This is a genomic window from Serinicoccus hydrothermalis (assembly GCF_001685415.1).
Lineage (GTDB): Bacteria > Actinomycetota > Actinomycetes > Actinomycetales > Dermatophilaceae > Ornithinicoccus > Ornithinicoccus hydrothermalis.
In genome coordinates this window covers 3,250,033-3,275,720 of the sequence record NZ_CP014989.1, presented here as the reverse complement: position 1 = coordinate 3,275,720, position 25,688 = coordinate 3,250,033, and the positions used below count along the sequence as shown (strand labels likewise).

27 protein-coding genes are annotated in these 25,688 nt (G+C 72.7%); 12 read left to right on the top strand and 15 right to left on the bottom strand.

The window, feature by feature from the left end:
- Positions 1–2: 2 nt before the first annotated feature.
- From SGUI_RS15350 to sigE, 3 genes are read right to left on the bottom strand one after another with little or no spacing between them, the layout of a single operon-like run.
- Positions 3–380, bottom strand: a complete 378-nt coding sequence (locus SGUI_RS15350) for a twin-arginine translocase TatA/TatE family subunit (protein WP_083190730.1) — start codon at positions 378–380, stop codon at positions 3–5.
- A 57-nt stretch (positions 381–437) separates the two neighbouring features.
- Positions 438–1,574 (bottom strand): S1C family serine protease, encoded by a 1,137-nt coding sequence (locus SGUI_RS15345; protein WP_066641703.1) that lies wholly within the window; start codon positions 1,572–1,574, stop codon positions 438–440.
- Between the two features lie 25 nt (positions 1,575–1,599).
- On the bottom strand, positions 1,600–2,184 hold the full coding sequence (gene sigE, locus SGUI_RS15340; protein WP_066641702.1) for an RNA polymerase sigma factor SigE: 585 nt from the start codon (positions 2,182–2,184) through the stop codon (positions 1,600–1,602).
- 65 nt (positions 2,185–2,249) lie between these two features.
- On the opposite strand from sigE, the gene SGUI_RS15335 reads away from it, so the two are divergent.
- Positions 2,250–2,882 carry an O-methyltransferase gene (locus SGUI_RS15335; RefSeq protein WP_066641700.1) on the top strand — a complete coding sequence of 211 codons (633 nt, stop codon included), beginning with the start codon at positions 2,250–2,252 and terminating at the stop codon, positions 2,880–2,882.
- Between the two features lie 59 nt (positions 2,883–2,941).
- Here the strand turns inward: SGUI_RS15335 and SGUI_RS15330 are convergent, their stop codons facing one another.
- Positions 2,942–3,109 (bottom strand): DUF3117 domain-containing protein, encoded by a 168-nt coding sequence (locus SGUI_RS15330; protein WP_022925064.1) that lies wholly within the window; start codon positions 3,107–3,109, stop codon positions 2,942–2,944.
- Between the two features lie 159 nt (positions 3,110–3,268).
- On the opposite strand from SGUI_RS15330, the gene SGUI_RS15325 reads away from it, so the two are divergent.
- Complete coding sequence (locus SGUI_RS15325; protein WP_066643517.1) at positions 3,269–4,057, top strand: PaaX family transcriptional regulator; 789 nt, start codon at positions 3,269–3,271, stop codon at positions 4,055–4,057.
- Positions 4,058–4,066: 9 nt separating this feature from the next.
- Positions 4,067–4,870: an enoyl-CoA hydratase/isomerase family protein gene (locus SGUI_RS15320; protein ID WP_066641698.1), complete on the top strand. Its 804-nt coding sequence runs from the start codon at positions 4,067–4,069 to the stop codon at positions 4,868–4,870.
- Positions 4,871–4,894: 24 nt separating this feature from the next.
- On the opposite strand, the gene SGUI_RS15315 is transcribed toward SGUI_RS15320, so the two are convergent.
- From SGUI_RS15315 to SGUI_RS15300, 4 genes are read right to left on the bottom strand one after another with little or no spacing between them, the layout of a single operon-like run.
- On the bottom strand, positions 4,895–6,139 hold the full coding sequence (locus tag SGUI_RS15315) for a hypothetical protein (RefSeq protein ID WP_066641696.1): 1,245 nt from the start codon (positions 6,137–6,139) through the stop codon (positions 4,895–4,897).
- Positions 6,136–6,771 carry a DNA-3-methyladenine glycosylase I gene (locus SGUI_RS15310; RefSeq protein WP_066641694.1) on the bottom strand — a complete coding sequence of 212 codons (636 nt, stop codon included), beginning with the start codon at positions 6,769–6,771 and terminating at the stop codon, positions 6,136–6,138. Before SGUI_RS15310 ends, SGUI_RS15315 begins: the two co-directional genes overlap by 4 nt.
- Positions 6,749–7,099, bottom strand: coding sequence for a DivIVA domain-containing protein (locus SGUI_RS15305; RefSeq protein WP_066641693.1), 351 nt, complete (start codon positions 7,097–7,099; stop codon positions 6,749–6,751). Before SGUI_RS15305 ends, SGUI_RS15310 begins: the two co-directional genes overlap by 23 nt.
- Before the next feature lie 42 nt (positions 7,100–7,141).
- The gene (locus tag SGUI_RS15300) at positions 7,142–7,900 is read right to left on the bottom strand and encodes an LOG family protein (protein ID WP_066641692.1); all 759 of its coding nucleotides are present in this window, start codon (positions 7,898–7,900) and stop codon (positions 7,142–7,144) included.
- 55 nt (positions 7,901–7,955) lie between these two features.
- On the opposite strand from SGUI_RS15300, the gene SGUI_RS15295 reads away from it, so the two are divergent.
- On the top strand, positions 7,956–8,789 hold the full coding sequence (locus tag SGUI_RS15295; RefSeq protein ID WP_066641691.1) for a hypothetical protein: 834 nt from the start codon (positions 7,956–7,958) through the stop codon (positions 8,787–8,789).
- Between the two features lie 4 nt (positions 8,790–8,793).
- Here the strand turns inward: SGUI_RS15295 and SGUI_RS15290 are convergent, their stop codons facing one another.
- The 7 genes from SGUI_RS15290 to SGUI_RS15260 all read right to left on the bottom strand — a co-directional run bounded on the left by SGUI_RS15290 (position 8,794) and on the right by SGUI_RS15260 (position 16,251).
- Positions 8,794–10,098, bottom strand: a complete 1,305-nt coding sequence (locus tag SGUI_RS15290) for a citrate synthase (RefSeq protein WP_066641690.1) — start codon at positions 10,096–10,098, stop codon at positions 8,794–8,796.
- A gap of 48 nt (positions 10,099–10,146) precedes the next feature.
- The gene (gene fdxA, locus SGUI_RS15285) at positions 10,147–10,473 is read right to left on the bottom strand and encodes a ferredoxin (RefSeq protein ID WP_066641688.1); all 327 of its coding nucleotides are present in this window, start codon (positions 10,471–10,473) and stop codon (positions 10,147–10,149) included.
- A gap of 75 nt (positions 10,474–10,548) precedes the next feature.
- Positions 10,549–12,372 (bottom strand): VanW family protein, encoded by a 1,824-nt coding sequence (locus SGUI_RS15280; RefSeq protein WP_066641686.1) that lies wholly within the window; start codon positions 12,370–12,372, stop codon positions 10,549–10,551.
- Positions 12,373–12,457: 85 nt separating this feature from the next.
- Positions 12,458–12,970 carry a flavin reductase family protein gene (locus tag SGUI_RS15275; protein ID WP_237141383.1) on the bottom strand — a complete coding sequence of 171 codons (513 nt, stop codon included), beginning with the start codon at positions 12,968–12,970 and terminating at the stop codon, positions 12,458–12,460.
- Positions 12,967–13,869, bottom strand: coding sequence for an N-acetyl-1-D-myo-inositol-2-amino-2-deoxy-alpha-D-glucopyranoside deacetylase (mshB, locus tag SGUI_RS15270; RefSeq protein ID WP_157621872.1), 903 nt, complete (start codon positions 13,867–13,869; stop codon positions 12,967–12,969). Before mshB ends, SGUI_RS15275 begins: the two co-directional genes overlap by 4 nt.
- Before the next feature lie 3 nt (positions 13,870–13,872).
- Positions 13,873–15,795: a translational GTPase TypA gene (gene typA / locus SGUI_RS15265; RefSeq protein WP_066641685.1), complete on the bottom strand. Its 1,923-nt coding sequence runs from the start codon at positions 15,793–15,795 to the stop codon at positions 13,873–13,875.
- Positions 15,796–15,846: 51 nt separating this feature from the next.
- Entirely contained in the window at positions 15,847–16,251 is a 405-nt protein-coding gene (locus SGUI_RS15260) for an NUDIX domain-containing protein (protein ID WP_066641684.1), read from the bottom strand.
- 153 nt (positions 16,252–16,404) lie between these two features.
- On the opposite strand from SGUI_RS15260, the gene SGUI_RS15255 reads away from it, so the two are divergent.
- From SGUI_RS15255 to SGUI_RS15220, 8 genes are all read left to right on the top strand, one after another.
- Complete coding sequence (locus SGUI_RS15255; protein ID WP_066641682.1) at positions 16,405–18,099, top strand: ABC transporter substrate-binding protein; 1,695 nt, start codon at positions 16,405–16,407, stop codon at positions 18,097–18,099.
- A 152-nt stretch (positions 18,100–18,251) separates the two neighbouring features.
- Positions 18,252–19,259 carry an ABC transporter permease gene (locus SGUI_RS15250; RefSeq protein WP_066641680.1) on the top strand — a complete coding sequence of 336 codons (1,008 nt, stop codon included), beginning with the start codon at positions 18,252–18,254 and terminating at the stop codon, positions 19,257–19,259.
- Positions 19,260–19,338: 79 nt separating this feature from the next.
- On the top strand, positions 19,339–20,280 hold the full coding sequence (locus SGUI_RS15245; protein WP_066643511.1) for an ABC transporter permease: 942 nt from the start codon (positions 19,339–19,341) through the stop codon (positions 20,278–20,280).
- An 11-nt stretch (positions 20,281–20,291) separates the two neighbouring features.
- Positions 20,292–21,386, top strand: coding sequence for an ABC transporter ATP-binding protein (locus SGUI_RS15240; RefSeq protein WP_066641679.1), 1,095 nt, complete (start codon positions 20,292–20,294; stop codon positions 21,384–21,386).
- The gene (locus tag SGUI_RS15235) at positions 21,383–22,585 is read left to right on the top strand and encodes an ABC transporter ATP-binding protein (RefSeq protein ID WP_066641678.1); all 1,203 of its coding nucleotides are present in this window, start codon (positions 21,383–21,385) and stop codon (positions 22,583–22,585) included. Before SGUI_RS15240 ends, SGUI_RS15235 begins: the two co-directional genes overlap by 4 nt.
- Positions 22,586–22,614: 29 nt before the next feature.
- Positions 22,615–23,328 carry a type 1 glutamine amidotransferase gene (locus SGUI_RS15230; protein WP_066641677.1) on the top strand — a complete coding sequence of 238 codons (714 nt, stop codon included), beginning with the start codon at positions 22,615–22,617 and terminating at the stop codon, positions 23,326–23,328.
- 87 nt (positions 23,329–23,415) lie between these two features.
- Positions 23,416–25,002 carry a cation:proton antiporter domain-containing protein gene (locus tag SGUI_RS15225; RefSeq protein ID WP_066641675.1) on the top strand — a complete coding sequence of 529 codons (1,587 nt, stop codon included), beginning with the start codon at positions 23,416–23,418 and terminating at the stop codon, positions 25,000–25,002.
- A 51-nt stretch (positions 25,003–25,053) separates the two neighbouring features.
- Positions 25,054–25,683 carry a hypothetical protein gene (locus SGUI_RS15220; RefSeq protein ID WP_066641673.1) on the top strand — a complete coding sequence of 210 codons (630 nt, stop codon included), beginning with the start codon at positions 25,054–25,056 and terminating at the stop codon, positions 25,681–25,683.
- The last annotated feature ends 5 nt before the right edge of the window (positions 25,684–25,688 follow it).

Sequence of the window (25,688 nt, the reverse complement as noted above, 5' to 3'; positions counted from 1 at the left end):
GACTACGTCGCGTCCACGTCGAAGGGTGTCGGCAGCGTCGGGTCGTGCACCGGCAGGGCCGGCGTCATCCGGGCCGAGACCGGCTTCTCGTCGGGCTCGTCCTCGCGCGCGCCCGACCGCGTCGGGGGCTCGCTGAGCGCCTCGCGCACGATGCGGCGCGGGTCGTACTGCCGGGGGTCGAGCTGGCGCCAGTCGATGTCGTCGAAACCCGGACCGAGCTCGTCGCGCAGCTGCCCCTTGGCGCCCTCGGCGAGGTCGCGCAGGTAGCGCACCCCCTGGCCGAGCTTCGCGGCATACCCGGGCAGGCGGGTCGGTCCGAGGACGATGAGCGCGGCCAGGACGAGGAGGAGGATCTCTCCCCCGGCGAGGTTCCCGATCACGCCTCTCCTCCGGTCGCAGGGCCGCCGCGGCGGCGGGCAGCGGCCTGCACAGCCTACCTACCCGCCCGACCCGGCCAGCGTGACCGGCACCGTGCGGCTGCCGTCGTCGCCGTCGCGGATCTCCAGCTCGACCGTGTCGCCGACGGCGTAGGACCGGAGCACGACGATGAGGTGCTGGGAGTCGCGGATCTCGGTCCCGTCGACGGAGAGGATGACGTCACCGGGCCGGATCCCCGCGAGGTCGGCGGGACCACCGGGCACGACCGGCGGCTCCTCGCCGGCGGCCTCCTCCCGCACCCGGGCGCCGTCGCCGGTATACGTGAGGTCGACGAGGACACCCATGACCGGGTACTCGCTGGTCCCGGTCTCGATGAGCTGGGTCGCGGTCCGGTCGGCCTGCTCGGCGGGGACGGCGAACCCGAGACCGATGCTGCCCGAGGGCCCGCCGAAACCCGCGGCTTGCGGCACCTGCGCGATCGCCGAGTTGACCCCGACGACCCGCCCCGACAGGTCGAGCAGCGGACCTCCGGAGTTGCCGGGGTTGATGGCGGCGTCGGTCTGGATGGCGCTGATGTAGCTCGTGCTCTCCTGGGTGTCACCGGCCACCACCGGACGGTCCTTGGCGGAGACGATGCCGCTGGTGACGGTGCTGTCCAGCCCCAGCGGTGCCCCGACGGCCACGACCGTCTGGCCCACCCGGACCGTGTCGGCCTCGGCGAAGGCCAGGGGGCGCAGGTCGGTGCGGTCGACCCGCAGGACGGCGATGTCGTAGGCCGGGTCGGACCCGACGAGCTCGGCGGTCATGGGGTCCTCGCCGGGCAGCTCGACGACGATCGCGTCCTCCTCACCGGCGACCGCGACCACGTGGTGGTTGGTCAGCAGGTAGCCGTCCTCGCGGACGACGAAGCCGGAGCCCAGCCCCAGCTCGCCGTCCTCCCCGATGGAGATGAGCGCGACGCTGGGAAGCACGGCCTGCGAGAGGCCGCTCACCGTGCCGTCCGCCTGCGCCGGGGGCGGCGGGGAGCTGGCCTCCGGGGCGTCCTGCGCGGGGTCCTCGACCGCCGGCGGGGCGGACGTGCCCTGCTCCGCCGAGGCGTCCAGCCGGTCGGCGAGGACGAAACCCCCCATGCCTCCGAGGAGGCCGCCGAGGACGGAGACGACGACCACGGGGGCCAGGCTGCGACGACCGCTCATGCCAGCCGATTGTGCCAGCGGAACCTCAGCCGAGCGCGGCGGCCGGGCGCCCGAGCGCGGCTCCGCCCTGGCTGGGGCCGCGGGTCGGGCGCCGGTGAGCCAGGGACTGGCGCAGCAGCGCCCGCCCCCGGTGGATGCGCGAGCGCACGGTGCCCATCTTGATGCCGAGCGTCTGGGCGACCTCCTCGTAGGAGTAGCCCTCGATGTCGGCCAGCACCACCGCGGCGCGGAACTGCGGGGGCAGCGCGTTGAGCGCCTCCTGGATGTCGCCGTCCAGGTGGGTCATGGCGTAGACCTGCTCCGGGTCGGTGCCCGAGGCGCGCAGCGGCAGGCGGGCGGAGAGCTCCTCGGTCAGCGCGTCGAAGCGGATCCGCTGGCGGCGGCGCATCTTGTCGAGGAAGAGGTTGGTCGTGATCCGGTGCAGCCACCCCTCGAAGGTGCCGGGGCGGAAGGAGTCCAGCGAGCGGAAGACCCGGACGAAGACGTCCTGGGTGAGGTCTTCCGCCTCGTGCGGGTCACCGGTGAGCCGGTAGGCGAGGCGGTAGACGCGGGGAGAGTGCTCGCGCACGATCTCCTCCCAGCTCGGGGGGACCCAGTCTGGCGCCGACATGGCCCCACGGTGGCAGACCCGGCTGGGAGCAGGCTGGGCGCTGCGCTGCCGCTAGGCTGGGTCGCATGGCAGCACCCAAGGCCTCCTCGATCGCCTACGCCGAGGACTTCATCGCCCCCCACCCGGTCATCGAGTCGGCGCAGCGCCGCGGTGAGCAGCTCGGGGCCTCCCCCCTCGGCAACGGCGCGGGCGCCGTCCTGCGCCTGCTCGCGGCCGCGGTGCGCGCGACCCACGTGGTCGAGGTCGGCACCGGGGCGGGGAGCTCGGGCCTGTGGCTGCTGCAGGGTATGCCCCGCGACGGCATCCTCACGACGATCGACAGCGACCCGGACAACCAGCGGGCGGCGCGCGAGGCCTACGCCGCCGCCGGCATACCGCCCCAGCGCACCCGGGTGATCAGCGGGGAGGCCGCCTCCGTCCTGGGGCGGCTGACCGACGGCGCCTACGACCTCGTGCTGGTCGACGCCGACAAGGACGGCTACCCGGTCTACGTCGAGGCCGCCCTGCGCCTGCTGCGCCCGGGTGGGCTGCTCGTCCTGGACAACATGCTCTGGCACGACAAGGTCGCCGACCCCGCGGCGCGGGACGAGACGACGACGGTGCTGCGGGACCTGGGCAAGTCGCTGCGTGACGAGGAGGGTCTGGTCCCCGCCCTGCTGCCGGTCGGCGACGGGCTGCTGGTCGCCGTCAAGCGCTGAGCGCGACGAAGAGCCCCCGGACACGTCGTGTCCGGGGGCTCTGTCGTGCGGGTCGGTGCTCAGCCCACGCAGTCCTGGATGGCCTGACCGAGGGCGCCTGCCTCCTCGGCGTTCATCTCGACGACCAGGCGTCCGCCGCCCTCGAGGGGCATCCGCAGGACGATGCCACGGCCCTCCTTGGTGACTTCCAGCGGACCATCCCCGGTGCGAGGCTTCATTGCTGCCATGGTTGCCCTTCCTCGTGGCGCGGCCCAGTGCCGCTCGCCCGCCGCGGTGTCGACGGACCCATACCTGCGAGCGATTATCCCCCCTCGTGCGCCGCCCGCATAATCGAGAAGGCCGTGCGCGCGGCCCGTCGCGGGACGCGTGTGGGGCACACTGTCAGCGTGCAAGCCCGCTCCGCCGTCGTCGACCTCTTCGGCGACCACCTGCGACGACGTGGCTGGTGGGCGCCGGTCTCGGCGATCCTCACCCTCACCGGGACGGTCGAGGTGGGCGCCCCGGCGACCCGCACCGCGATCTCCCGGCTGGCGGCCCAGGGCTGGCTCGAGCCGCGCACCGACACCGGGCTGCGGGGGTATGCCGCGAGCGCCCGCGCGCGGGACCGGTGGCACCGGGCGCACGACCGCATCTACGCCGGCTCCCCCGCCCCGTGGGACGGCCGCTGGCACATGGTGCACGTGGACAGCGGCGGTGACCGCCGGCGGCGTGAGCAGGTCGCCGCGACCCTGACCTACCTCGGCTACGGCAGGCTGGGCGGCGGTGGCTGGGTCAGCCCCCGGCCGAGCCCGGAGCTGGCGGACTCGCTGGGTCCGCTGGAGGTGGGCTGGGTGGCTGTGCACGGTGCCCTCGACCCGGCCCAGGACGGCTCGGTGCTCGCCTCCCGCGTCTGGGACCTCGAGGAGCTCGCGGCGGCCCACCGCCGCTTCGAGGCCGGCCTGCCCGGCGTGGAGGAGGCGGCGCGCACCGGCCCGGAGCAGTCCTACCGCGCGCGCACGCTCCTCGTGCACGAGTGGCGCCGCTTCCTCTTCCGTGACCCCGAGCTGCCGCCGCAGGTGCTGCCGCCGGACTGGCCCGGCCAGCGCGCGCGGGCGCGCTTCCTGGAGCTCGCCCGGGCGCTCGCCCCCGCGGCCGACCACTACGTCGACGACGTGCTGGCCTCGGCCACCCGTTAGGTTGGCCCGATGAGCACGCAGACCTCCCCCGTCCACCTCGAGCACGACCCCGGGACGGGGGTCGCCACCGTGACGCTGGCGCGCCCCGAGGCCATGAACTCCCTCGACGTCGCCACCAAGGAGGCGCTCCTCGCGGCGCTGCAGCAGGTGGCGACCGACCCCGAGGTGCGCTGCGTGGTGCTCACCGGGTCGGGCCGGGCCTTCTGCGTGGGCCAGGACCTCAAGGAGCACGTGGGGCTGCTGGGCCAGGACGCCGAGGCGCTGTGGCGGACGGTGGCCGAGCACTACAACCCGGTCGTCGAGCTGCTCGCGACGATGGACAAGCCGGTCGTGGCCGCGCTCAACGGGGTGGCGGCCGGGGCGGGCGCCGCCTTCGCCTTCGCCTGCGACCTGCGCTACGTCGCCGAGTCCGCGGGCTTCAACCTGGCCTTCACCGGCATCGCGCTGTCCTGCGACTCTGGCACGTCCTGGTCGCTGCCCCGGCTGGTCGGCACCGCCCGCGCCAAGGAGCTGCTGCTCTTCCCGCGCACCGTGCCCGCGCAGGAGGCCCTCGAGCTCGGGCTGGCGACCGAGGTGGTCCCGGACGCCGAGCTGGCCGAGCGGGTGGCCCGGGTCGCGGGCGAGCTGGCGGCCGGGCCGACCCTCGCCTACGGCGCCGTGCGCCGGGCGGTCGCCTTCTCGGCCGGGCACGGCCTGGCGGAGTCGCTCGCCGTCGAGGAGCAGCTCATGACCCGCACCGGCACCAGCGAGGACCACCGGTCGGCGGTCGACGCCTTCCTCGCCAAGGAGAAGCCGGTCTACCGCGGTCGCTGAGCACCCGTCGGCGCCGGGCACCGATCACGGCGGGTAGTCGCTGGGGGGCTCGAACCGGAAGAGGTACCACCCCCACCACACCTGCCAGGCGATCATGAGGGCCGCCAGCAGCACGGTCCGCACCGGCAGCAGCCAGCGCGGCCGGTCCGGTCGTGCTGGCCTGCCCTGCTCCCAGCCGGCGCCGGCGAGCACGACGAAGAGCGGGAAGAGGAGCATGAGGTAGCGGTAGAGGCTGGTCCACGGGTCCAGCGCCGCGAAGAGGTAGAGCGCGTAGCCCAGGCACCAGGTCCGCAGCGCCAGGCCGAGCCCGGCCGCCCACGGCCCCACCACCGCGAGGACGAGCAGCCCGATCCCGGCGGCCAGCACGACCAGCCCGACGAGGTCGCCCCACAGCCACTGCGCCCGCTCGATGCTGGGCAGGAAGGGCAGGACGGTCTCGCCGCCACGCCAGGCCGACATCGTCGAGGTGTAGGCGTCCGCGCGGTCGGTGCTCGCCCAGGCGATCGCCGGCCACACCAGCCCCGCGAGGCCGCACCCCACGAGCGCCGAGGCCATGCCGGCGTACTCCCCCGCGCTCACCGGACGGCTCCCCCGCTCCCGCCACCGCGCCACGACGACGACGAGGGCCACGAGGCCCAGCGGCAGCGCGACCGGGCGCGCGAGCCCGGTGAGCAGCGCCACGGCCCCGGCCGCCCACCACCGCTCCCGCACGAGCAGCCACAGCGCCGCCGCCAGAACGAGCAGCGCCAGCGACTCGGTGTAGGCGACCTGGAAGGTCGGGGAGGAGGGGTATGCCCCGAGCAGCGCCACCCCGGCGAGGGCACCGGCCGCCCCCACCCGCTCCCGGAGCAGCCCGGCGACGACGAGGGCGGCGGCATACCCCAGGACGGTGGCGAGGACCGGTCCGGCGACGGCGAACGGCCAGCCGGTCATCGCCATGACCCCGCGGGCGAGCAGCGGGAAGATCGGGTAGAAGGCCCAGGGGTTCTGCTGCACCTGGCCGTCCGCACCGACCGGGACTTCGTCCGGGTAGCCGTGCGTCGCGATGCGCTCGTACCACTGGCCGTCCCACAGGGTGGCGAACTGGAAGTACCGGGCGACCCCGGGGTCGTCGTAGACCGACGGGTCCTGGTGGTGCGTCGCCAGCTGCCACAGGATCAGCCCGCTGACGGCGCGCAGCAGGGTCCAGAGCAGCAGGACGGCACCGACGAAGCGCAGGTCGAGGGTGCGGGCACCGGAGCGGCCCCGCCCGGCGAGCGCCGTGGTCATGAGGTGCGGCGCATCTCCGTCAGCCGCGCCCCGGAGCGGGACGAGCCGGCCCGGAAGCAGCCGGCCAGGTGGTCGTCGACCAGCCCGCAGGCCTGCATGGCGGCGTAGAGGGTCGTCGGCCCGACGTGCTCGAAGCCGGCCTTGCGCAGCCTCTTGGCGAGGATCTCGGACTCGGGCGTCTGGGTCGGGACGTCGGCGAAGCTGCGGGGGCGCGGCGTGGGGTCGGGGGCGTGCGTCCAGAGCAGCTCCTCCAGGCCCCCGTGCTCGCGCAGCTCGAGAGTGGCCCGGGCGTTGGCGATCGTGGCCTCGATCTTGCGACGGTTGCGGACGATCCCCTCGTCCTGCAGCAGGCGCTCGACGTCGTCCTCGGTGAAACGCGCCACGACCTCCGGGTCGAAGCCGGCGAAGGCGCTGCGGAAGGCCGGTCGCTTGCGCAGGATGACCAGCCACGACAGCCCGCTCTGGAAGCCCTCGAGGCACAGCCGCTCTAGCAGCGCCGTCTCCCCGTGGACCGGCTTGCCCCACTCGCGGTCGTGGTAATCGCGGTAGTCGGCGTGGTTGATGCCGGGCCACCCGCACCGGGTGACCCCGTCCGGGCCGACGAAGAGGTCAGTGTCGTTCTCGTGCTGCATCGCTCCCCCTGCCCGCGTCACCGGCGCCCCGGTGGTCCTCCTCGCCCCGGAGCCGGGCGATCTCGGCGTCCCGCTCGGCCAGCTCGGCGCCCAGCCGCTCGACCGCCTCGTCGACCTGCTCCATGCGGTAGCCGCGCAGGGCCAGGTCGAAGCGCAGCGCCCGGACGTCGCCGGGGCGGACCGGGCCGGGATCGAGGCCGCGCGCCGACTGGGTGCCCACCGCCTCGGGCGTGCCGGGCACGTCCCGTCGGGAGATCGCCCACGCCAGCACGGCACCGAGGGCGACCACCCCGGCGACGACCCCGACGATGATCACGGCACCGATCATGGCATGTCGGTGCCCCTGCGGAAGAACCCGCCCCGGGCGTGCTCAGACGTCCCGTTGCTCCGGCGGCTCGCCCTCGTGACGGTGGCTGGTGACCCACCGCACCACCTCCTCGACGTCGTCGGTCACCCGCAGGAGGTCGAGGTCGCCCGGGGAGACCATGCCCTCGGCCAGGAGGGTCCGCTCGAGCCAGTCCAGCAACGGCTCCCAGTAGGTCCGGCCGACGAGCACGATGGGGAAGTTGGTGACCTTGCCGGTCTGGATGAGGGTGACCGCCTCGAAGAGCTCGTCCAGCGTGCCCACCCCTCCGGGGAGCACGACGAAGCCCTCGGAGTACTTGACGAACATCGTCTTGCGCACGAAGAAGTAGCGGAAGTCGATCCCGAGGTCGACGTGGTCGTTCAACCCGGTCTCGAAGGGCAGCTCGATCCCCAGCCCCACCGAGGTGCCCCCGGCCTCGGAGGCGCCCTTGTTGGCCGCCTCCATGACCCCGGGACCACCGCCGGTGATGACGGCATACCCGGCCTCGGCCAGCGCCGCGCCCACCTGCACCCCGAGCGCGTAGTGGGGGTGGTCGGGCCTGGTCCGCGCCGAGCCGAAGACGGCGACCGCCGGACCGAGCTCGGCGAGCGCGCCGAAGCCCTCGACGAACTCGGCCTGGATCCGCATGACCCGCCAGGGGTCGGAGTGCACCCAGTCGGTGGGCCCGGTGCCGTCGAGCAGCCGTTGGTCGGTGGTCGTGCGCGGCACCTGCGTCCCCCGCAGCGTCACCGGCCCCTGGTGGTAGTCACTGCGTCGTGTCACACCACGACCCTACGCCAGTCGTCACCCGCGTCGGCGGCTCCTTAGACTCGTGCCGGTGACCCGCTCCCGCACCGCCCGTCTGCTGGTCCCCGTCCTCGTGGTCGGCCTCACCGCGACCGGGGCCGTGCTCGGGACCCGCTGGGTCGCCGCCGAGTTCTCCCCATCGCGCTGCGTCTTCACCGCGGCGGGCGAGGAGGTCCGGCTGACGCCGGAGCAGGCGGCCAACGCCGGCACCATCGCCGCGGTCTCCGTGCAGCGGGGACTGCCGCCGCGCGCCGCGACCATCGCGCTGGCGACCGCGATCCAGGAGAGCAAGCTGCGCAACCTGCGCTACGGCCACGCCGACAGCCAGGGGCTCTTCCAGCAGCGCCCGAGCCAGGGGTGGGGCACGGTCGAGCAGATCACCGACCCGGTCTACGCCAGCAACGCCTTCTACGACGCCCTGGTGCAGGTCGAGGGCTGGCAGGACGGCGTGGTCACCCAGGTGGCGCAGGAGGTGCAGCGCAGCGCCTTCCCCGAGGCGTATGCCGACCACGAGCAGGAGGGTCGCGTGCTCGCCTCGATCCTCACCGGTCAGGAGGGGACCGGGACGGACCTGCGGTGCCGGGTGCACGACGGCACGGCGGCCGGGTCGGCCCAGGCCTTCGCCGACAAGGCCCTGGCCCAGCTCGGGCTGCAGGGTCAGGTGGAGGGGCGCACGGTGCGCCTCGAGGCCGGTGACCCGGCGCGGGCGTGGGCCGCGGCCACCTGGGCCGTGACGCACGCCGAGGCCGAGGACGTCAGCTCGGTGGCCGTCGAGGGACGCCGGTGGGACCGGCGCCCCGGCGACTGGTCCGACGACGAGGCCGGGGGGTCAGCCGCCGGCTCCGTCGTCGTCGAGGTGGGCTGAGCGCTCAGCCGCGCTGGTCCACCGGGACGTAGGAGCGCTCGCCCTCGCCGACGTAGACCTGGCGCGGACGGCCGATCTTGGTGGCCGGGTCGTTGATCATCTCGCGGTACTGCGCGATCCAGCCGGGCAGCCGGCCGATGGCGAAGAGCACGGTGAACATGTCGGTGGGGAAGCCCATCGACTCGTAGATGAGACCGGTGTAGAAGTCGACGTTGGGGTAGAGCTTGCGCTCGACGAAGTAGTCGTCCTCGAGGGCCTTCTGCTCCAGCTCGGCGGCCAGCTGCAGCAGCGGGTTGTCGCCGGCCTTCTCGAGCATCTCGTGGGCGGTCTCCTTGACGATGGCCGCGCGCGGGTCGTAGTTCTTGTAGACCCGGTGGCCGAAGCCCATGAGCTTGACCCCGTCCTCCTTGTCCTTGACCTTGCGGACGAACTCGCCCACGTCGCCGCCGTCGGCCTTGATCTGCTCGAGCATGGCCAGGACCGCGCTGTTGGCGCCGCCGTGCAGCGGGCCGGACAGGGCGTGGATGCCCGCGGAGATGGAGTTGAAGAGGTTGGCCTCGGAAGAGCCGACGAGCCGGACGGTGGAGGTCGAGCAGTTCTGCTCGTGGTCGGCGTGCAGGATGAACAGCTGGTCCAGGGCCCGGGCCACGAGCGGGTCCAGCTCGTACTTCTCGGTGGGCTGCCCGAAGGTCATCCACAGGAAGTTCTCGACGAGGTTGTAGTCGTTGTTGGGGTAGAGGATCGACTGGCCCTGGCTCTTGCGGAAGGCGTAGGCCGCGATCGTCGGCAGCTTGGCCATGAGCCGGATCGTGGAGATCTCCACGGCCTCCGGGTCGTGCGGGTCCAGGCTGTCCTGGTAGAAGGTGCCCATCGCGGACACGCCGGAGGAGAGCACCGACATCGGGTGCGCGTCACGGGGGAAGCCGTCGAAGAAGTTCTTCATGTCCTCGACGAGCAGGGTGTGCCGCCGCAGGCGGCCGTCGAACTCCTCCAGCTCGGTGGCCGAGGGGAGGTGCCCGTAGATGAGCAGGTAGCTCGTCTCCAGGAAGGTGGACTGCTTGGCCAGCTCGTCGATCGGGTATCCGCGGTAGCGCAGGATGCCCTCGCCGCCGTCGATGTAGGTGATCTCGGACTGGCAGGACGCGGTGTTGACGAAGCCGACGTCCAGGGTCACGTCGCCGGTGGTCTTCAGCAGGGCGCTGATGTCGAGGCCGTTGTTGCCCTCTGCCGCGGGCACGACGGGGAGGGACAGCTCGTGGCCGGCATGGCTCAGGGTGGCGTCGGTCGAGCTGCTGGTGGTGTCGGTCATCAGTCCTCCTGGTGGGGGTGGGCCGTGCGCGGTGCGGGTCGGGTCAGGTCACTCGTCGTGGCTCTGCGGGGGCAGCTCCGCCACGAGCGGGTGGTCCTTGGCGATGACGCCCATCTTGGCCGCTCCACCAGGACTGCCCAGGTCGTCGAAGAACTCGACGTTGGCCTTGTAGTAGTCGGCCCACTCCTCGGGGACGTCATCCTCGTAGTAGATCGCCTCCACCGGGCACACCGGCTCGCAGGCTCCGCAGTCGACGCACTCGTCGGGGTGGATGTAGAGCGATCGCTCACCCTCGTAGATGCAGTCGACCGGGCACTCCTCGATGCAGGCCTTGTCCTTCAGGTCCACGCAGGGCTGGGCGATCACATACGTCATGGGGCACAGACTACGGCGTCGCCGGGTGTCGTGACGTCGTGGGGTGGGCGGCCCGGCGCAGCGCCGCCCGAGCGGTCAGGAACCGGCCTCCGGGTTGGTGCACACGATCTCGTCCGCCGCGTCGTAGGTCGTGGTGAAGTCGTCCCGGCCGACCTCCTCGCCGTCGCTGCGCAGGATCCGGGTGTTGCGGATGGTGAAGCCCTGCGCCGCCGACTGCGGGACGCAGTCCGCCCGGTCGTCCTCGCGGCGCTCCCCCGTCGTGAAGTCGCGCCGCTCGCCGTCGACGGTCTCCACGGTGTACTGCCGGTCGCCCAGCAGCCGCATGACGATCTCGTCCCCGCTGATCCACGTCTGCACCACGACGGGGGTGTCGGTGTCGTTGGTCCACAGGTTGTCGATGGAGGGGATGGCCAGGGTCGCCTCGCGCCCGGCCGGGTAGCGCGAGATGTAGAAGGAGTGCGGGGTGTGCGCGTCCAGCTGCACCCCGGCGAACCAGCTCGCGTTGAACACCACGGTGGAGATCTGGGACAGGCCTCCGCCCCGGCCCATGACCAGCCGCCCGTCGACGATGACCGGCGCCTCGACATACCCGTTGGCGGCGGTGATGTCCCCGAGCGCGGCACCCAGGCTGAACTGCCGGCCCGGCATGACGACGGTCCCGTTGACGTTGGCGACCCCGGCCCGCAGGTTGGCGGTGCGCGCCTCGTTGCTCGCGCCGGTGGGGAAGGTCGAGGAGAAGGAGGCCATCTCGCTGAAGCTCCAGTCCTCGGACACCGAGGTGGGGATCTCCGGCTCGATGGTCTCGACGCTCGCCTGCACCGTGCGGTCCTCACCCTGGGCGGGGAGCGCCTCGCGCACCGCGTCGACCAGCCCGTCCTCGGTCAGGGCGTAGCCGACCCGGGAGCCGACGACCTCCACCTCGGAGCCCTCGAGCCGCACCGTGGCGTCCCGCGGGCCGCGCTCCAGGCGACCCAGGTCCTGGCGGATGCGGGCCAGCGTGGCCTCCTCGTCGATGCCGAGGCTGAGGCCCCCACCGTCCTGCTGGACCCGCAGCAGCTGCAGCAGGTCGCGCCGGGCCAGCTCGGCCCGGGCCGTCTCCTCGTTGTCACCCTCTCCCCTGCTGGCGCGCACCATGACCGGGGCGTCCAGGGCCGGGTCGAGGTCCTCCTCGGTGAACCGGTCGATCTCCTGCGCCGTGAGCTCGGGGCGCTGGCCGGTGGCGACACCGGCGACCGTGCGCTGCTCGTCGGACCCGCCCTCGTCGTCCCAGACCTGGTCCTCCCAGGCCTGCCCCACCGCGTCCGCCGTGCCGGCGACGTCCACCGTCCGGCCGTCGCGCGCGTCGACGACCTCCACCCCGTCGGCGGTGAGGCTGATCTCCCCCTCGACCGGCTCGCTGTCGTAGTCCTGCGCGACCCGGTCCAGCTCGGTCTGCAGCGCCTCGCGGTCCACGGCGCCGTAGAGCGGCAGGTCCCGGTCGGCCCCCGCCACGTGGTCCCACATCCGCGCCGGGTTGAAGGACAGCCCGGTCACCCCGCGCAGGGTCCGGTCCAGGTCCAGCGACAGACCCGCGTCCTGCGGCACCACGTCCACCTCGACCGGCTCGGCCGGCTCCCCCTGCGCACCGTCGGCCTCGAGCTCCAGCAGCAGCGGCTCGGTGGTGCGGCTCGCGAACTCCCGCTCCAGCTCGGCGCGGGCCTCGTCCTCGGTGAGCGAGCCGATGTCCACCCCGGCGACGCTGACCCCGGCGGCGGGCCGGTCCTTGAAGTAGAAGGCCGCCCCGACGTAGATCACCGCGAGCACGAGCAGGGCCGCGGCGAAGCGGCCCAGGACGGCCCACCAGCCACGGCGGTCGCTCTCCTCCCGCAGGCTCCCCGGTCGGTCGGTGGCGTCGGCCATCAGCTCTCCGTCTCCTCGTGGTGCGTCCGCCCGGTCACGGCGGGCCGGCAACAGCATGCGCGGCGGCGGCGTGGTGCGGCACCGCCTACCGCAGCTCTCCCAGCCGTCCACGGTAGTGCACGAGCGCACCGTTGTCGGTGGGGCGCGCCTCCAGCGCGACCACCTCGCCGAGCACGAGGTGGTGGTCGCCCGCCTCCCGCACGTCGACGGTCCGGCACTCGAAGGTGGCGAGCGCGTCGTCCACCAGGGCGGTGCCCGTCGCGGGGCCGTGGTGGTGCGGCACCCGCCCGAGCTGGTCGTGCAGCGGGCGCCCCACCTCGCCCAGCCACTCGGCCACCCAGCGCTGCCGGGAGGTGAGGACGCTGATCCCCAGGGGGGAGCCGTCCTCGACCGCCTCGAGCACGCGGGCCTCGGGGTGCAGGCTCACGAGCAGGAGCACGGGGTCGAGCGAGACGCTGGTCAGCGTGTCCACGGTGAGCGCCACGTCGTGCCCGCGCAGCCGCGCCGTGACCACCGCGACCCCGCTGGCGAAGCGCCCCATCGCCAGGCGGTAGACCGCGGGGTCGACCGGCTCGGGGGTCGGTCCGCCCGGCGTCACGAGGGCACCCCCTGGAGCTCGGCGAGCCGGTCCCGGGCGTCCGGCCACACGGCATACGCCTCCCGCCCCGGCAGCCGGGCGGCGATGTCGTTGGACAGGGTGTACCACCCGTCGTGCAGGGTGACCTGGGTCGGGTGCTCGCGCAGCGCGGCGCGCTGGCGCGGCAGCGCTCCGGTGTCCATGACGGTATGCGTGACCGCCGCGTCGTCGACGACGCCCGGGGGGTAGGGGTCGTCGGGAGAGAGGACCCGGGCCACCCCGCCGGCCGGGCTGCGCACCCCCTCGGGGACGTGCCCGGCCAGCCAGGCGCGGTCCTCGCGCGCCCAGCTCGCGGGCACGAGGACGACCATGAGGCGCGGGGCGACGGCTCCCTGAGCGCCCAGCAGCTCGACGGCACGCGCCGTCACCCGGTGGGTCTGGACGTGGTCCGGGTGGCCGTAGCCGCCCCACGGGTCGTAGGTCAGCACCAGGTCCGGGGCGAGGGCGGTGAGCTGCTGGGCGAGCACCGCCGCCGCCTCCTCCGGGTCGGCACCGGCGAAGGCGCGCGGGTGCTGCACCGCCGCGGAGCCGGCCATCCCGCTGTCCCGCCAGCGCGGCCGACCTCCCCCGAGGAGGTGGTGCCGCACCCCGAGCGCCCGCATGGCCCGGTCCAGCTCCCCCCTCCGGTGCTCGGCGAGGTCCTCGCCCCGACCCTCGAGGTGCGCCAGCTCGGGGGTGATGACCTCGCCCTCCTCCCCCAGCGTGCAGGTGACCACGTGGACCTCGTCGCCCGCCTCGACGTGGTGCGCGAGGGTCAGCCCGGTGGCGAGCGTCTCGTCGTCCGGGTGGGCGTGCACGGCGACCACGCGCAGCGGCCGGTCCGCGGGCATCCCGTCACGCAGGTCGGGGCGCGGGTCCACGGCTCAGCCCCGGGACCGGGCGGCCTTCGCCCGCTGGTTGGCGTCGAGGATGACCTTGCGCACCCGCACCGCCTCCGGCGTCACCTCGACGCACTCGTCCTCGCGGCAGAACTCCAGCGACTGCTCCAGCGAGAGCACCCGCGGCGGGACGAGCCGCTCCAGCACGTCGGCGCCGGCCGAGCGGACGTTGGTGAGCTTGCGCTCCTTGGTGATGTTGACGTCCATGTCGTCGGCGCGCGAGTTCTCCCCGACGATCATGCCCTCGTAGACCTCGGTGGTCGGCTCCAGGAACATCGTGCCCCGCTCCTGGAGGTTGAACATCGCGTAGGAGGTCGCGGCGCCGGACCGGTCCGAGACGAGCGACCCGGACTGGCGGGTGCGGATGTCGCCGAACCACGGGGCATACCCGTCGAAGACGTGGTGCGCGATGCCGGTGCCCCGGGTCTCGGTGAGGAACTCGGTGCGGAAGCCGATGAGCCCGCGGGAGGGCACGACGTACTCCATCCGGATCCAGCCGGTCCCGTGGTTGGTCATCTGCTCCATGCGCCCCTTGCGGGAGGCCATGAGCTGGGTGATCGTGCCGAGGTGCTCCTCGGGGGTGTCGATCGTCAGCCGCTCGACCGGCTCCTGCAGCTTGCCGTCGACCTCGCGGGTCACGACCTGCGGCTTGCCGACGGTCAGCTCGTAGCCCTCGCGGCGCATCTGCTCGACCAGGATGGCCAGCGCCAGCTCGCCGCGGCCCTGGACCTCCCAGGCGTCCGGGCGCTCGGTGGGCAGCACCCGCAGCGAGACGTTGCCGACGAGCTCCTTGTCGAGCCGGTCCTTGACCAGCCGGGCGGTGACCTTGGCGCCCTTGACCCGGCCCGCCAGCGGGCTGGTGTTGGTGCCGATGGTCATGGAGATGGCCGGCTCGTCCACCGTGATGAGCGGCAGCGGCACCGGGTCGGTGGGGTCGGCCAGCGTCTCGCCGATGGTGATCTCGGGTATGCCGGCGATGGCGATGATGTCGCCGGGGCCGGCCTGCTCGGCCGGCTTGCGCTCCAGCGCCTCGGTGAGCAGCAGCTCGGTGATCTTCACCGAGGTGACCGAGCCGTCACGACGGCACCAGGCCACCTGCTGGCCCTTCCGGATCTCGCCGGAACGGACGCGGCACAGCGCCAGCCGCCCGAGGAAGGGGCTGGAGTCGAGGTTGGTCACGTGCGCCTGCAACGGCGCGCCCGGGGTGTAGGTCGGCGCCGGCACCGTCTCCAGGATGGTGGCGAAGAGCGGCTCCAGGTCGGCGCTGTCCGGCAGCTCGCCGTCGGCGGGCGCCTCCAGGCTGGCCCGCCCGGCCTTGGCCGAGGCATACACCACCGGGAAGTCGAGGGCGGCCTCGACCTGGGCGGCGTCGTGCTCGTCCAGCAGGTCCATGAAGAGGGCGTAGACCTCGTCCACCACCTCGCTGATCCGGCTGTCGGGGCGGTCCACCTTGTTGATGCACAGGACCACGGGAAGGTGGGCGGCCAGCGCCTTGCGCAGCACGAAGCGGGTCTGCGGCAGCGGGCCCTCGGAGGCGTCGACGAGGAGCACCACGCCGTCCACCATGGACAGGCCGCGCTCGACCTCGCCGCCGAAGTCGGCGTGCCCGGGGGTGTCGATGATGTTGATCGTCATCCCGCCCTCGGGGGCCGAGGCGCCGGTGTAGCGGATGGCCGTGTTCTTGGCCAGGATCGTGATGCCCTTCTCCCGCTCCAGGTCGCCGGAGTCCATCACCCGCTCGACGTCCGAGGAGTCGCCGCGGTGGTCCGCGAAGGCGCCTCCCTGGGTGAGCATGGCGTCGACGAGGGTGGTCTTGCCGTGGTCGACGTGCGCCACGATGGCGACGTTGCGGATGTCGGCGCGGGACGCGGCGGGCACGCCGGAGGAGGAGGAGTCGTCATGGGGCATGCCGCCAGTGTCTCACCCCCGGCGGGGCCGGACGCACCGTCCGAGGGCGCCTCAGGGGTGCAGCAGCGTCGCCAGGTGACGGACGATCGGCAGGTCGTGCTCCAGCCACGCCACCTGCCCCAGCTCGTGCCGGCCCAGCCAGCGCAGCTCGTCGTGGTCCTCCAGCGGTCGGGGGTCGTCCTGGCCCGGCTCGAGCACCGCCCACCACAGCCACATCTGCCACGGTGCCGCCAGCGGCCACTCCCCGCCGACCCGCCCGCCCAGGAGCACCCGCACCCCGAGCTCCTCCTGGGCCTCCCGCACCGCGGCGTGCGCCGGGTCCTCCCCCTCCTCGACCTTGCCGCCCGGGAACTCCCAGCCCCCGGCCAGACGCGGCGGTGCGCTGCGGCGCCCGGCGAGCACCCGTCGGGGACGGTCGAGGTCGTCGCAGAGGGCGACGGCGGCGACGACGGGCATACCCCCATCCTCGCAGGAGCAGGTTACCGCAGGGGCAGGTCACGGTCCCGTCACGAAGCGCCCGTCACCCTTGGCAACCGGCCCGGGGTGTGGTGTCCTCACCCCTGAGACCGGGTCCCGTGCCCGGGACACCCCCATGACGTAGGAGGCACGATGAAGAACCGCAGGGTCGCGATCGCCGCGACCAGTGCAGCTCTGGCCCTCGTCCTGAGCTCGTGCGCCGAGTCCGAGCGCGACTCGGGCTCGGACGCGGGCGGCGACGACCAGGGCGGATCGTCGGAGGAGGCCGGTTCCGGCAACTCCGACGCGACCTTCGTCTTCGGCGCGGCAGGCGCCCCGGCGACGTTCGACCCGTTCTACGCCAGCGACGGCGAGACCTTCCGGGTGACCCGGCAGATCTACCAGAACCTCATCGGCATCGAGCCCGGCGGCACCGAGGGCGTCCCCGAGCTCGCGACCTCCTGGGAGAGCGAGGACGGCCTCACCTGGACCTTCGAGCTTCAGGACGGCGTCACCTTCCACGACGGCACCGACTTCGACGCCGAAGCGGTCTGCGCCAACTTCGAGCGCTGGGCGGACCAGAACGAGACCGGCCAGCTCCCGGCCGCGGCGTACTACTACGGCAACGACTTCGGCTTCGGCGAGGACAGCCTCTACGACTCCTGCGAGGCGACCGACGAGCTCACCGCCACGGTCACCGTCAACCGGGTCACGGGCAAGTTCCCCATGGTGCTCTCACAGTCCTCCTACGGCATCCAGTCCCCGAGCGCGATGGAGGAGTACGACGCCAACGGCATCGAGGCCGAGGGCGACGCGCTGGTCTTCCCGGAGTATGCCCAGGAGCACCCGACCGGGACCGGCCCCTTCACCTTCGAGTCCTACGACAACGCCGGCGGCACCGTGACGCTGGCCCGCAACGACGACTTCTGGGGCGAGACCGCCGGGGTCGCCAACCTCGTCTTCAACATCATCCCGGACGAGAACGCCCGCCGGCAGGAGCTGGAGGCCGGCACCATCAACGGCTACGACCTGCCCAACCCGGTCGACTGGCAGGCCCTCGAGGACGCCGGTCAGCAGGTGCTCATCCGTGACCCGTTCAACGTGCTCTACCTCGCGCTGAACCCGGTCGCCGACGAGCAGCTCGAGGACCCGCTGATCCGCCAGGCGCTCTACCACGCCATCAAACGCGAGCAGCTCGTCGCGAGCCAGCTCCCGGAGGGCGCCTCGGTGGCCACCCAGTTCATGCCGGACACGGTCAGCGGCTGGAACGGCGACATCGCGCCGTACGAGTACGACGTGGACCGCGCCCGCGAGCTGTTGGAGGAGGCCGGAGCCTCCGACCTCACGATCGAGCTGTGGTACCCCTCCGAGGTGACCCGGCCCTACATGCCGGACCCCCAGCGCATCTTCGACGCGGTGCGCACGGACTGGGAGGCCGCCGGCATCACCGTCGAGCCGGTCACGAAGCCGTGGAACGGTGGATACATCGACGACGTGACGAGCTCGCGGTCCGCGGCCTACTTCCTGGGCTGGACCGGTGACCTCAACTCGGCGGACAACTTCCTCTGCGCCTTCTTCTGCGGCGACGACAACCAGTTCGGCACCAGTGCCTACGACTGGAACGACGACCTGCAGGAGCAGCTGCAGGCCGCCGACGCCGAGCCCGACGAGGCGACGCGCGAGGGGCTCTACCAGGAGCTCAACGCCAACATCATGAGCGAGGACTGGCTGCCCGGCCTGCCGCTGTCGCACAGCCCGCCCGCGATCGTGGTCGGTCCGAACGTCGAGGGGCTGGTGCCCAGCCCGCTGACGGCCGAGGACTTCTCCACCATCACCCTCACCGAGTGACCCAGGCACCCCTGCGATGACACGCGTGGCGGGTCGAGCCCTTGGGGTTCGGCCCGCCACGCGTCTAGTCTCGACCCGACCGTGACCACCCCCTGCCCCCCAGGGGCCGACGTCGTCCGCCGGACGGCACGCACAGATGCGGAGCAGCCACCGTGCTCAGATTCATCGTCCGCCGGATGCTGCAGGCGGTCCTCGCGCTCTTCGTGCTGAGCGTCCTGCTCTTCGCCTGGCTGCGGTCGCTGCCGGGCGGGGTCGTGAGCGCGCTCCTCGGCGAGCGCGGCACCCCGGAGTCCCAGGCGGCGCTGCGCGCCGCCCTGGGTCTCGACCAGCCCCTCCCGGTGCAGTACTGGCGCTTCCTGCAGCGCGCGGTCCAGGGCGACTTCGGCATCTCCAACGGCGTCTACCGCGGGCAGCCGGCGCTCGACGTCTTCACCGAGCGCTTCCCGGCCACCGTCGAGCTGGCCATCTTCGCCATGGTGCTCGCCCTGGTCTTCGCCCTCCCGCTGGGCTACCTCGCGGCACGCCGCCGGGGCGGGGCCTTCGACACCGGCAGCATCGTCTTCTCGCTCGTGGGCGTCGCGGTGCCGGTCTTCTTCCTGGCCTACGTGCTGAAGTACATCTTCGCCGTGCAGCTCGGCTGGCTGCCGCCCTCGGGCCGGCAGGACGTCACCATCAACGCCACGCACATCACCAACTTCTACGTCCTCGACGGGCTCCTCACCCGGGAGTGGGACGCCGCGTGGGACGCCTTCAAGCACCTCATCCTGCCCGCCATCGCGCTGAGCTCCATCCCCTTCGCGATCATCTTCCGGATCACCCGGGCCGCCGTCATCGACGTCATGGACGAGGACTACGTCCGCACCGCCCGGGCCAAGGGGCTGCGGCGGCAGACGATCCGCCTCCGGCACGTCATGCGGAACGCGCTCATCCCGGTGGTCACCATCATCGGCCTGCAGATCGGCGCCCTGCTCGCCGGAGCCGTCCTCACCGAGAAGGTCTTCGCCTTCACCGGCATCGGGCAGGCGCTGGCCCTGGGCTTCGAGCTGCGCGACTACCCCGTGCTGCAGGTCCTCATCATGATGGCCGCCCTCATCTACATCGTCGTCAACCTCATCGTCGACGTGACCTACGCCATCATCGACCCGCGCGTGCGGACCTGAGGAGCCTCCCGTGACCGACACGCACGACACCACCTCCCGGCCCGGCGACACCAAGCAGGGCTCCTCACGGCGCTCCGCGCTGACCGCGCTGGGCGACCGCAAGAAGGAGCGCATCGACGCGCTCGCCGAGGCCGGCAGCCTGTCCAGCGACGAGGGGGTCAGCCTGTGGCAGAGCGCCTGGCGCCGGTTGCGCCGCGACCCGGTCTTCCTCGTCGGGCTGGCGATCATCACCGTCTTCGTCATCATCGCGGCGATCGCCCCCTGGATCGCCCCGCACGACCCCTCGGCGCGCCTGCTCATCGGGCAGGTCAGCCCAGCGACGCCCATCCCCCCGCCGCAGGAGGGCTTCCCGCTCGGCGGCGACAACGCCGGCCGGGACACCCTGTCCCGACTGATCGTCGGCTCCCGGCAGACCCTGATCGTCGGGGTCATGGCCACGCTCGGCGGGCTCGTCGGCGGGATGACGCTGGGCACCATCGCCGGCGGCATCGGCGGGTGGGCGGACAGCCTCGTCATGCGCATCGTAGACGTCATGCTCTCGATCCCCTCGCTGCTCATGGCCTTCTCGATCGCGGCCCTCTTCGCCCGCCCCAGCCAGTGGACCGTCATCGCGGCCATCGCCATCATCCAGGTGCCGATCTTCGCCCGGCTGCTGCGCGGGTCGATGATCTCGCAGCGGCACAGCGACCACGTGCTCGCCGCCCGGGCGCTCGGGGTGAAGCCCGCGGCCATCGTCTTCCGGCACATGCTGCCCAACTCGCTCGGGCCGGTCATCGTCCAGGGCACCCTCGTCCTCGCGGTGTCCATCATCGACGCGGCCGCCCTCTCCTTCCTGGGCCTGGGCAGCCAGGACGACTCGGTCCCCGAGTGGGGGCAGATGCTCGGGCGGGCGCAGGTCTTCTTCAACTCCTACCCGGAGGTGGCGGTCTACCCGGCCGTGTGCATCATCGTGGTCGCCCTGGGCTTCACCCTCATGGGTGAGTCCCTGCGCGAGGCCCTCGACCCCAAGTCCCGCCGCTGAGGAGGCTGACGATGACGCATACCGCGACCAGCTCGAGCACGACCCACCGCGGCTCCGGGGAGCCGCTCCTGAGCGTGCGCGACCTGTCCGTGACCTTCGGCAAGGGCCGCCGCGCCTTCACCGCCGTGGACCAGGTGAGCTTCGACGTCCGCCCCGGACAGACGGTCGGCCTCGTCGGCGAGTCCGGCTGCGGCAAGTCGGTCACCTCGCTGGCGATCATGGGCCTGCTGCCCGACCGGGGCAACACCGTCACCGGCGAGGTCGTCTTCGACGGCCAGGACCTGCTCAAGCTCAGCCAGGACAAGCTGCGCGAGCGTCGCGGCAGCGAGCTGGCGATGATCTTCCAGGACCCGCTGTCCTCGCTCAACCCCGTGGTGCCGCTGGGCGTGCAGGTCGGCGAGGTCCTCCAGGCGCACAAGGGCATGAAGGCCGGCCCGGCGAGCAGGCAGGCCGCCGAGCTCCTCGACCGGGTCGGCATCCCCGACCCGACGCGCCGGCTCAAGGAGTACCCGCACCAGCTCTCCGGCGGCATGCGGCAGCGCGCGCTCATCGCCATGGCGCTGGCCTGCGAGCCCCGGCTGCTCATCGCGGACGAGCCGACGACCGCGCTCGACGTGACCATCCAGGCCCAGATCCTGGCCCTGCTGCGCGAGCTCGTGACCGAGTCCGGCACCGCGCTCATCATGATCACCCACGACCTCGGTGTCGTCGCCGGGCTCTGCGACCAGGTCAACGTGCTCTACGGCGGCAAGGTCGTCGAGCGTGCCGAGCGGCACGACCTCTTCACCCGGCCCCGGCACCCCTACACCGGGGGGCTCCTGGCCTCCATCCCCCGGCTCACCGAGGAGCGCGGGCGCCGGCTCAACCCGGTGCCCGGCTCGGTCGCCGACAACATCCCCTGGGAGGGCGGCTGCGCCTTCGCGCCCCGCTGCGCCTCGGAGGTCGGCGCCTGCCGGACGACCACGCCGGAGCTGGAACCCGACCGCGAGGGGCTGGGACCGGACCGGCTGCTGCGCTGCCACCACCCGCTGGAGGAGAACCCGTTGGACGAGATCCGGACCAGTGACGCCGAGCGTCGCGACGGCACGCAGGAGGACCGGGCATGAGCACCGCCACGCACGAGGAGACGCAGGAGCGGACGGGCTCGGAGGAGGACCTCCTCGTCGACGTCCGCGGGCTCAAGGTGCACTTCCCCATCAAGAAGGGCGTGATCTTCGACCGCACGGTGGGCCACGTCTACGCCGTCGACGGGATGGACGTGCAGATCCGCCGGGGCGAGACCTACGGCCTGGTCGGCGAGTCCGGGTGCGGCAAGTCCACCTTCGGGCGGGCCGTGCTGCAGCTCGAGCCCATCACCGAGGGTGAGGTGCACTTCGACGGCACCGACCTGTCCACCCTCAAGGGCGAGAAGCTGCGCACCCACCGACGGCACATGCAGATGGTCTTCCAGGACCCGCTGGGCAGCCTCGACCCGCGCCAGACGGTGGAGCAGCTGCTGCTCGAGGGCATGCGCGCCCACGGCATGGCCAAGGACTCCAAGGCGGCCCGCAAGCGGCTCTCCGAGCTGCTCACCGCTGTCGGGCTCCCCTCCGCCGCGCTCTCGAAGTACCCGCACGAGTTCTCCGGCGGGCAGCGGCAGCGGGTCGGCATCGCCCGGGCGCTGTCGGTCGACCCCCAGCTCATCGTCGCCGACGAGCCGGTCAGCGCGCTGGACGTCTCGGTGCAGGCCCAGGTCATCAACCTGCTCGGCGACCTGCAGGAGGAGTTCGGGCTCACCTACCTCGTCATCGCGCACGACCTCGCCGTGGTGCGGCACATCAGCGACCGGATCGGCGTGATGTACCTCGGCTCCCTCGTCGAGGAGGCAGACGCGCAGGACCTCTACGACATCCCGCTGCACCCCTACACCCGCGCCCTGCTGTCGGCCGTGCCCGTCCCCGACCCCGCGGTCGAGGACTCCCGCGAGCAGATCCTCCTGGTGGGCGACCTGCCCTCCCCCGCCAACCCGCCCAGCGGCTGCCGCTTCCACACCCGCTGCCCCTGGCGGCAGGAGACCCGCTGCGACGACGAACGCCCCCAGCTGCGCGAGGTGCAGATCGAGGGCGTGCCCGGCAGCCACCGCGTCGCCTGCCACTGGGCCGAGCAGATCGCCTCCGGCGAACTCGAGCGGCATACCTTCGACCCGGACCAGGGCGAGCAGGACGAGCCCTACTGGGCGCAGGAGGAGAAGCAGAAGGCCAAGAAGGAGGACGAGGCCGAGGGAGCGAGCTCCACGGTCCGCGACATGCCGGACACCGGCGGCTGATCCACCCCTCAAAGGTCTAGCCTTGGCCCATGAGCGCACGGGTGCTCGTGGTCCAGCACGAGGACAAGGCCCCTCCGGGCCTCCTGCTGCCCTGGCTGGAGCGCAGCGGGCTCACCTGCGAGGTGCTGCCCGCGCACGAGGGGTATGCCGTCCCCGCCGCGCTCAACGGGCACGCCGCCCTGGTGGTGCTCGGGGGGTCCATGTCCGCCACCGACGACCGGGACCACCGGTGGCTGCTCCCGACCCGGGCGCTCATCACCGCCGCCGTCGTCGGCGGCGTCCCCTTCCTCGGCGTCTGCCTGGGGCACCAGCTCGCGACGGTGGCGCTCGGCGGCGAGGTCGCTCCGCACCCCGGTGGGCGCACGCGGGGGCTGCTGCCCTGGTCGCCCACCCCGGCCGGCCGGGTGGACCCGCTGATGCAGGTGCTCGACGACGGCGACGAGCTGCTGCACTGGAACGGCGACGTGATCACCCGGCTGCCGGAGTCCGCCCAGGTCCTCGCCCACGCCCCGGACGGCACGGTGCAGGCGGTCCGCTTCGGACCCCGGGCCTGGGGGGTGCAGTTCCACCCGGAGGTGGACGCCGACCTCGTCGTGGGCTGGGCCGAGGGCAGGGAGCCGGAGGCCGAGCTCGAGGCGCTGCACACGCTGCGCGCCCGGCAGGACGAGCTGCACCCGGCGTGGGAGCGGCTGCTGCGGCGCTTCGGCGACCTCGCCACCGCGCCCGACGCGCTGCCCGCCTGACGCGGGGGACGGCTGCGGGGCTGCCGGGCGCCCGACGTGGAAAGATGGCCCGCACGAGACGTGGGGCCGCGCCGTCAGGAGTCCACCATGAGCGACGCAGCGATCTTCATCGCCGCCACCTTCCTCGCCGGGCTGCTCGCGACGACCGTCCGGCTCCCCGCGCTGCTCGGCTTCCTGCTCGCCGGCTTCGCCCTCAACTGGCTGCACGTCGACGAGCTCCCCTACCTCGACTTCATCGCCGACCTCGGGGTCACCCTCCTGCTCTTCGGCATCGGGCTGAAGCTCAACGTCCGGAGCCTGCTCTCCCGCGAGGTGTGGGTGACCACGGTCGGCCACATGGCGCTGTCGGTCGCCGTCGGGACCGGGTTCCTGTGGATCGTCGGGCTGCTGGGCTACCCGCTGCTGCGCGGCGTGGACCTGCAGACCCTGGCGCTCGTGGGCTTCGCGCTCTCCTTCTCCTCGACGGTCTTCGTGGTCAAGGTGCTGGAGGAGCATTCCGAGCTGCAGTCCTTCTACGGCCGGGTGGCGATCGGCATCCTCGTCATGCAGGACCTGGCGGCGGTGATCTTCCTCACCGTGTCCGGGGGCCGGATCCCCAGCATCTGGGCGATCCCCGTCGTGCTCGCGCTGGTGCCCGTGACCTGGCTCGGCCGATGGCTGTGGGACCGCATCCCGCACGGCGAGATGCAGGCTCTCTTCGGCCTGGCCATGGCGCTCGGGCCCGGGTATGCCGCCTTCGACGCGGTCGGGCTCAAGGGCGACCTCGGGGCGCTCGTCGTCGGCATGCTGCTGGCCGGGCACAAGGCCGCCAGCGACCTGTCGCACTCGCTGTTCCTGCTCAAGGACCTGCTGCTCATCGGCTTCTTCGTCTCGATCGGCTTCATCGGGACGCCCACGACGTCCTCTGCGGTGCTGGGGCTGATCCTGCTGCTCCTGCTCCCGGCGCAGATCGCGCTCTACGTCTTCCTCCTGGACCGGCAGAAGCTGCGGCGGCGCACCTCGGTGAAGGCCGGCGTGCTGCTCGGCAACTACTCCGAGTTCGGGCTCATCGTCACCTCGGTGGCGGTGTCGAGCGCGCTGCTCGACGAGGAGTGGCTGGTCGTCATGTCCGTGGCGGTCGCGACGAGCTTCGTCGCCGCGACGCTCATCAACGAGAAGTCCGACGCGATCCTGCGCTGGGCCCGCTCGATGATGCCGATGCACCCGCCGAACGACGTGCACCCGCACGAGCTGCCGATCTCCTTCGGTGACGCCCGCGCGGTCATCATGGGCATGGGCCGGATCGGGCGCAGCGCCTACACCGAGCTGTCCGAGGTCTACGGGCTGGACGTGCTGGGGGTGGAGAACCTCCCCAGCCGCGTGGCGCGGCTGAGGGAGCAGGGGATGAGCATCGTCGAGGCGGACGCCGCCGACGGGGACTTCTGGGGGCGCCTCGAGTCGACCCGGCAGGTCGAGATCGTCGTGCTCGCGATGCCCTTCCACGGCGCCAACAAGGTCGCCCTGCAGCAGCTCACCGACAGCGACTACGACGGCGTCATCGCGGTGGTGGCGCAGTACGACGACGAGGTGGGGGACCTCGAGGCGCGCGGGGCCGACGTCGTCGTCAACCTCTACGAGGGCGCAGGTGCCACGATCGCCGAGCGCGCAGCGGAGGCCACGACCGGCGGGCTCTGAACCCTGTGGACAACTCCTGCGGACCGGGACCGGGACACGCCAGGATGAGGTATGACGATCCGCCACCTCTCCGAGGTCCGCCCGGCCGATCCACCGCGACGCAGCGGTGAGCCGTGGACGGACGACGACTACTCCACTCTCGTGACCCTCTGCCGTGAGGGCCTGGACCTGACCGAGACGAGCCATCGGCTGGGCCGCTCACCGCAGTCCGTCCGCGACCGGGCCAGACGGATGCTGCCCCTGGAGCAGCGTGGGGTCCCCGGCGACCGCGTGCTGACCCAGCTGCGCACGAACCTGCTCCCCGACCCCGACTACGACTGGCAGCGACATCTGGCCACGCCCCAGCCGCCGCGCCCGATCATCCGCCAGGTCCTGCCGGCCCCCACCCACGCCGGGTTCCCGGGACTCGAGGACGACGAGCTGCTGGCGACGGCGGACGCGCTGGCGCAGCAGCGCCGGCCGGCCGAGGACTACCTGGCGCAGGCACTGGCGCACGAGGTCCGGCGGCGCGGGCTCGCCGCAGACCTGGGTCGGGCCGGCGAGCTGCACGCCCGGGAGCGGGTCGAGGACTTCCTCGACCGGGCTGACTACCCCTACCGTCCCACGGACTGCTGGGCGATGACCGGCCCCTCGGCCGCGGACACGTCGGGCACCTGGCGGGACGACGAGCCACCCTGGTAGCCACC